Below are 7,898 nucleotides of genomic sequence, written 5' to 3'. Positions count from 1 at the left end.
GGAAATTTACATTTTTTCTTTTTAAAATTGATGCAATGATGGAGTTTTTTAGGGTAAATCAGGTTGGACTATTTATAATAGCTTTCTTTAGAAGAGTATAGCTATATAGATTGCTTAGGTATCTTGCTAGCCTTTCTGTAAATATCTCTCAATCCTGCTTTTTAAAGTCAAAGGGCACGATAAAAAAGAAAGAAATTAAAAAACAGGTATAGAAAAGCTTTATATAAAGCTTGGTTGCCTAAATTAGCTAGGGTAAGAAAGGGGCGCGTTTGTAAGATAAAAAATCTCTTTTCCTTAATTTCGATATTATTCATATAGGATATAAGTTTGTAAAAAGGAAAAAAGGATCGCTACCTCTTCAGTCTTAATTTTCCTATTTTCTTTTTTTAAAGAGACTTTTCTTAGGTTAAAGGATATGTATCAAATAATGGTAGAGCTAGGGTTTTTAATAAGCTTTTGGCTATTAACGCTTTCTTCAGTTCAAACTGTCGAACTTAAGTTTAATATATTGAGCGAGTTGAATGGAAAGGGATTGGAAGCAGACCAAAAAATCCTTAGCAGTGCTCTTAAAGAGCTGGGACATCAAGTTTACTTAGGAAATATATATGATGAGCCCCATACCTCTGAAGTAGATATTAATATATTTTTTCAGTCTATCAATCCTTTATGGCTTCCTTATGCTTCCCTCAATTGGTTTATTCCTAATGCGGAATGGTATACGCAAGATTTAGAACTTTTAGACCTAATAGATCTTGTTCTGTGTCGTACTCAAGAAACACAAAGAATTTTTGAAAACTTAAAACTCCCATGTTTTTTCTTAGGCTTTACAAGCCATGATTGTTATCTCTCCCATATAAAAAAAAACTTTTCTTTGTTTTTTCATTTAGCAGGAGGAAGCGAGCAGAAAGGAACGCAGCCGATAGTGGATAGCTGGTTACGTAATACTTCTTTTCCTTTATTAATTATCCTTAAACATTTTTGCGCTGTTAGACCGCGTCAAGCTAACTTGCACTGGATTACTCACCGGGTCGAAGAGCCTATACTAAGAGATTTACAAAATAGCTGTGGAATTCATTTATGTCTCAGTGAAACGGAAGGATTCGGGCATTATATTATGGAAGCCTTATCAACTAGGGCGGTAGTCGTCACCGTAGATGCTCCTCCCATGAATGAATTTATCAAGGATCCACGTTGCCTTGTTCCCTTCAAGGATTGCAGCCCACAATTATTAGGAACAAACTACTATGTGGATCCGATACAGCTTGAGGTGGTTATTAACAATCTAAAAGAGTTGCGTATCGAAGAATTAAGGAGAATAGGTTTAGAAAATAGAGCCATGTATTTAAAGAAAACCTCCCAATTTATTAACAACCTAAAAAAATTAATAGATAGGGTTAAATAAAAAGCACTTTTAAAGACAAAGGGAACGAATGAATGCTATCTGCCTTATTTGTTCAAGCGGCTTTTTGCCTATTTATGCACTTAAAAATGTATGCTTAAAGTATGTACTTAAATCATAAGTAAGGTAATAAGCAGTGTACTCTTTTTCAGGTAACAATATGCCTTTTTAAAGTGCCTGCCATCTTCTGGCATTGTATTTATATCAATATGGCCATTTCCATTGACGAACAAGCGGCATGTCGTCTCCATATTTAGTGATATATTCTTCATGTTCGATAAACTTATTATGGATATCTTGCTTAATATAGGCTGCTAGATAGCCTAACTTGGGTACTCGATCGATCACGTCTCCCACTAGGCTAAAGCGATCGATTTGATTGCGCACGCACATATCGAAAGGGGTCGTAGTGGTACCTTCTTCTTTATAGCCACGCACATGAATATTCTCATGATTAGTTCTGCGGTAGGTAAGTCGATGAATGAGCCAAGGGTAACCATGATAGGCAAAAATGACCGGTTTATCCGTGGTAAATAATTCATCAAAATCTTTATCAGATAATCCATGCGGATGTTCAGTGGGATTTTGAAGCTTCATCAAATTGACAATATTAACTACTCGAACTTTTAGATCAGGGATTTGCTGGCGAAGAATATCTACAGCCGCTAGAGTCTCTAAGGTAGGCACATCACCCGCACAAGCCATCACCACATCAGGAACATGTCCGCGATCATTACTGGCCCATTCCCAAATTCCTATGCCTGCTGTGCAATGTTTAATAGCAGATTCCATGTCCTAAGTATTGCAATGCTGGTTGCTTGCCTGCAACGATTACATTCACATAGTTTCTACTACGTAAACAGTGATTGGTAACAGATAATAAGGTATTAGCATCAGGTGGAAGATAGACACGTACGACTTCAGCTTTTTTGTTCATCACATGATCAATAAAGCCTGGGTCTTGATGGGAAAAACCATTGTGATCTTGTCGCCAAACGTGGGAGCTTAGCAAAATGTTAATCGATGAAATAGGGGCGCGCCAGTGGATAGAGGAGGTGGTGGTATGTAGCCATTTAGCATGTTGGTTGAACATAGAATCTATAATATGAGCGAAAGCCTCGTAAGTAGAAAAGAAACCGTGCCTTCCTGTTAAAACATAGCCCTCTAGCCAGCCCATGCATGTATGTTCACTTAATATTTCCATCACGCGCCCCTCGACAGATAACTCACTACCGTCTTTATCTTCGGGCAGATAATCAGCCATCCAACTTTTTTTTGAGACCTCATAGATGGCATCTAAGCGGTTGGAAGCCGTTTCATCAGGACCCATCACGCGGAAGTTATGTAGGTTGCTTTTCATGACATCGCGTAAGAATTTTCCCACGATACGAGTGGACTCAGCTTCAACCTGACCAGGTTTTTCAATTTTAAGGGCATACTCGCGGAAATCAGGCATTTTTAATTCTTTGCGGAGTAAGCCTCCATTAGCATGAGGATTATCTCCCATACGACGTTTTCCTTGAGGAGCTAAAGCCGCAAGCTCAGCGAGGAATCTTCCATTTTCATCAAAAAGCTCTTCAGGACGATAGCTTTTCATCCATTTCTCTAATTGCTGTACATGGGCAGGTTTAACAGCCATATTGGATAAAGGAACTTGGTGGGAGCGCCAGAATCCTTCAGTTTTTTTACCATCGACCTCTTGCGGTCCTGTCCACCCTTTAGGAGTTTTAAGAATGATCATAGGCCAACGTGGACGCTCGATAAGTTTGTTTTTACGCGCCTCTTCTTGAATTTTCATAATTTCTGCTATGACAATGTCAAGTGTATAAGCCATACTTTGATGCATCTGTTGAGGATCGGAACCCTCGATTACATAAGGTTTGTAGCCATATCCCTCGAAAAGGCTCTTTAGCTCTTCAGGACTGATTCTAGCTAGGAGAGTAGGATTAGCTATTTTATATCCGTTGAGGTGAAGGATAGGAAGAACAGCACCATCTTTTGCGGGATTAAGAAATTTGTTAGAATGCCAGGAGGCGGCAAGAGGCCCTGTTTCTGCTTCTCCATCTCCCACTACGCATGCCGCAATAAGGTCGGGGTTATCAAAAACAGCCCCGTAGGCATGAGAAAGTACATAACCTAACTCTCCTCCTTCATGAATAGAGCCGGGAGTTTCGGGGGCTACATGGCTAGGTATTCCCCCAGGAAAAGAAAATTGTTTAAAAAGTTTTTTTAAGCCCTCTTCATCGGAAGAAATATTAGGGTAATATTCACTATAGGTTCCTTCCAAATAGACGTTAGCTACCAAGCCTGGACCGCCATGACCCGGTCCTGCTAAGTAAATCATATTCAAATCTTTAGCTTTAATCAGGCGATTTAGGTGCACATAAATAAAATTTAAGCCCGGGGTTGTTCCCCAGTGACCTAACAGGCGAGGCTTAATATCTTCAATAGTAAGGGGACGTTTAAGGAGAGGATTATCAAGCAGATAAATTTGCCCAACAGAGAGATAATTACTTGCCCGCCAATAAGCATCCATTTTATAAAGCTCTTCCTCTGTTAAGGGGCCGCCTTGGCAAATGGTACTAGGAATTTCTCTTACCATACTTTCTCCTTAAAAATCCTGTAATTATTTTATTCATGCAATTACTAATTTATTTAATTCAATGGAGGATTAAAGAAAAGCTGTAGTTGAAGTTTAAATAAAATAACTGAAAATTTTTTTTAAGCCACTAATAATCAAACGTAGATGGGGGTAAAGAGAATGAAGGTAGTGCTAGCGATTAAGGCCCTCCATTTAAGCGAAGGATGTAAAGATAGGCTGAGCATTAACAAAAATAAACAGAAAAAAGAGGAAAAAATTTCGCAATTATTCTTAAAGCTTAATAAAGAGGAAGAGCATAAAAAGAGCTGCAAGTAGAAAGATAAGCTATCGCCTTGCTAAAAAGATCCTTACCCCAATTTATTTATCAAGCTAGTAAAGTAGGCTTATTTTTTCTTTGCATCTTTTAAAGGGAGGAGGCTGAATTAAAGCTTAGTAGTTTTGTATTCAATCAGCTGTCTAACCTCATCTCATTTACTTCTTTTCCTGCACTAGCTTAAGGAAAAAGTTAAAGAAGTTTAATCTCTTATCCTCTATCTTCAATCGTTAAGGGCATGAAAAAAATACAAGGAAAAGGCTATTGCATCTTAATTAAACGAGCGATTCTTTTTGAAGCGTAGGTAAGAATAAAATCAGCACCTGCTCGTTTGATGGATAAAAGGCTTTCCATAAAAGCTTTATCTGCATCTAGCCATCCTTTTTCCGCAGCAGCCATGACCATGGCATATTCCCCACTCACATGATAAGCAGCAAGAGGAAGAAGAGTTTTTTTACGGATAATAGAGATAATGTCTAAGTAAGCTAAAGCAGGTTTGATCAAAAGCATATCCGCCCCTTCCGCTTCATCTAAAATAGCTTCAAGAATGGCCTCTCGGCTATTGGCAGGATCCATTTGATAGGTTTTTTTATCACCAAATTTAGGAGCAGAATGGAGGGCTTCACGAAAGGGGCCATAGAAAGAGGAGGCATATTTGGCGGCATAGGATAAAATATTTACCTCTTTAAAGCCTGCTTTATCTAAACTTTCGCGGATGTATTTTACACGCCCATCCATCATATCACTCGGTGCAACAATGTCGGCACCAGCTTGTGCCGCAAGGATAGACATCTCTCCAAGCATGTAAAGGGTAGGGTCATTGAGGATATGGCCTGACTCGTTTACAATTCCATCATGACCATGATTAGTGTATGGATCTAAAGCAATATCGACTATTACACACATCTCAGGAATCGCTTGCTTTAAGGCTTGTATAGCTCGAGAAAGTAAATTATGAGGATTTATGGCTTCTTTACCTAGGCTATCTTTTTTTTCTTCAGGAATAACAGGAAAAAGATCAATGGCGCGAATACCTAGTTGATAGAGTTCAATGGCCTCTTTGACAAGCAGATCCACGGAAATACGGGAGATGCCAGGCATACTGGTAATCATCTCTTGGCGCTGATGGCCTTCTAGGATAAACAAGGGAGCCACCAGCTGATGAGGAAGAAGATGGTTTTCTTGGATAAGAGAGCGTATAGCGGGGCTTTTACGATTGCGACGAGGGCGAATGGCTAAATCGACATGATGGCTGCTAATAAGGGAGTCTGGGAGTAATGGACGCATGATAGCTTTCCTCAATATTTGGCATATTCTCTAGGCATTTGTAATCTTTATACTACGAAAAAATATAGAAGCTGCTAATCCCTGTCAATATGGATGAGATTTATTTTGACCCATGAGCCTAAGGAATCTTATGATGGAGCAAACAAATGAGAAACTATTGAAGGCTTACAAGCTCCAAGGAAAGAGAATATAAATCTTCCTAGTAAGATAAAAGCTTTGTATTCCTGTTGGCTATCCATCGATAATTTTTTTAAAAAGCTTAGCGGTTCTTACTTTACTTTTGAAATGAAACGCTTAGCACCTGCGTAGAAAGCTTACTTCTTTGGCAGAAGGGTTAGATCCTACCTTTAGGTGTTGTTTAATCTACTAAAAAGCATGATTAGAAAATCAATTATTGAAAACTGTTTTCAAGAAATAGATTTTTGTCTTGGCTTGTGGTTAAATCCTTTTAAGAGAGGAGGAGAGATTGACCCTTGAAGCATGAAAAGTTATAAAGGCTTAGCTTTAGCTGTTTTAAAAGGATAATTTTTGCCATCTTAAGATGAAAATAGGAATAGGGAAGATAGGCGAGCTAGAAAAAATAAAAAAAGCATTAAAAAATTAAAATATGAGGATCTCATGATACCTATTTCAGTCACTATCTTGACCAAGAATAGCTGCCAATACCTGGCTCAAGTGTTAGATAGCGTAAGCCTTTTTGATGAAGTCCTACTTTATGATACAGGATCTATAGATGATACTATAAAAATAGCAAAAAATTACTCTAATGTGCGCGTTATCTTAGCTACTTTTGAAGGATTTGGTCCTACTCATAACAAGGCCTCTGCTTATGCAAAACATGATTGGATCTTGTCTGTAGATAGTGACGAACTTGTGACACCAGCGATGATAAAAGAGATCTTAGCAACTTCCTTGCAAGAAAAAGTAGTTTATTCTTTCCCACGCCATAATTATTTTAATAATAAGTTTATTCGCTGGTGCGGTTGGTATCCCGATCGCCAATATAGGTTATATAATAAAAAAGAAACAAGCTTTACTAATGTGCAAGTTCATGAAGCTATTATTGTCAAGCATATGCAACATATAGCTTTAAACAGCCCACTTATTCATTATTCTTATCATTCTATCGCTGACTTTTTAAGTAAGATGCAGACCTATTCGACATTATTTGCTGAGCAGAATAAAGGTAAAAAAACTGCTTCCTTATCTAAAGCTTTGACGCATGGTATCTTTTCTTTTTTTAAGAGTTATATCCTTAAAAGAGGCTTTATGGGTGGATATGAGGGGTTTGTAATCTCTGCCTATAACGGGCATACCGCTTTTTATAAATATCTTAAACTTTATGAAGCTAATCGTAAAGATGGCTAAATCCATTCCCAAGATAGAAAAAATAAAAATGCGGATTTAGACTTTTTAATCTTTAATTGAGGACAATAAACTTTTGCGCTACTTCTTATGCAGCCCCGCAATTTATAAAAGGACTCTCGCTAAGGAGAAAAACAGCTTGCCAAGGATTTAAATAGATAGGCTAAATTTTTTTTAAGCGGATAAGAGTAAGAAAAATACGACGCTAAAAATTTTATCTTCATTGGCCTACTCCATGGCTAGCAAAAACCTTTCATCTCTTTTTAGCTCATCTTAATATTAAAACAAGGTCTATTATTCTAATGTTAGAAAGCGCTGCCTTATTTCCTCTGAAATATTTTCGAGTGGATTTCCTTGTGTCTTAAGGGTGAGAAGTTGAGGTAATTGGTCTATTTGCGCAGGAAGGGTGGCGAGGTGGTTATAGCTTAAATCAAGGTTTTGCATGGGAAAAATCTGATCTATTGCTATCACAAAGGAGGTAAGCTGGTTATGACTTAAGCTAAGAGAATACAACTGAGAGAATAGGCCGCTTTCCATAACAAAAGAGGTCAATTGGTTGTAGTTTAGATAAAGCCACCCCAGACGAGGCATCAAGCCTATTTCTCTTGGAAGAAAGGATAGTTGATTTTGATTTAAGTTAAGTGAATATAGCTGCGACAGCTGCTGGAGTTCTTTTGGAAGAGAGACGAGATGATTGTTACTTAAGTTAAGATGTCGCAGCCAATGTAAGTCACCTATTTCTTTTGGAAGAGAGATGAGCTGGTTTTCGTTTAAATTAAGGGCAAGTAACCGAAGAAACTGGCCTATTTCTTTAGGAAGAAAGGTAAGGGAGTTTTGACTTAAATTAAGGTTTTGCAGCTGGGTCAATTGTCCTATTTCTTTAGGAAGAAAGGTCAGCTGATTGTAGCTTAAATTAAGAGAGGCAAGGGCAG

The 7,898-nt window shown here is 38.0% G+C and carries 4 protein-coding genes and 1 pseudogene; 2 read left to right on the top strand and 3 right to left on the bottom strand.

What is annotated here, in order from left to right; translation table 11 throughout:
* Window positions 1–415 precede the first annotated feature (415 nt).
* The gene (locus NEOC95_RS03450; protein WP_166157676.1) at window positions 416–1,402 is read left to right on the top strand and encodes a glycosyltransferase; all 987 of its coding nucleotides are present in this window, start codon (window positions 416–418) and stop codon (window positions 1,400–1,402) included.
* Between the two features lie 201 nt (window positions 1,403–1,603).
* Here NEOC95_RS03450 and NEOC95_RS03445 read toward each other — a convergent pair.
* Window positions 1,604–4,001 (bottom strand): annotated as a pseudogene (locus tag NEOC95_RS03445) (phosphoketolase family protein).
* A gap of 574 nt (window positions 4,002–4,575) precedes the next feature.
* Window positions 4,576–5,601 (bottom strand): porphobilinogen synthase, encoded by a 1,026-nt coding sequence (hemB, locus tag NEOC95_RS03440; RefSeq protein ID WP_166157682.1) that lies wholly within the window; start codon window positions 5,599–5,601, stop codon window positions 4,576–4,578.
* A 618-nt stretch (window positions 5,602–6,219) separates the two neighbouring features.
* Between hemB and NEOC95_RS03435 the strand changes: the two genes are divergently transcribed.
* Window positions 6,220–6,969, top strand: coding sequence for a glycosyltransferase family 2 protein (locus NEOC95_RS03435; protein ID WP_166157685.1), 750 nt, complete (start codon window positions 6,220–6,222; stop codon window positions 6,967–6,969).
* A 291-nt stretch (window positions 6,970–7,260) separates the two neighbouring features.
* On the opposite strand, the gene NEOC95_RS03430 is transcribed toward NEOC95_RS03435, so the two are convergent.
* Window positions 7,261–7,898: leucine-rich repeat domain-containing protein (locus tag NEOC95_RS03430; protein WP_502710272.1), on the bottom strand; the 638-nt coding region annotated here is incomplete at its 5' end.

It is taken from the genome of Neochlamydia sp. AcF95 (assembly GCF_018342455.1).
Taxonomy (GTDB): Bacteria; Chlamydiota; Chlamydiia; order Chlamydiales; family Parachlamydiaceae; genus Neochlamydia.
This window is presented reverse-complemented; position numbering and strand designations above follow the sequence as displayed.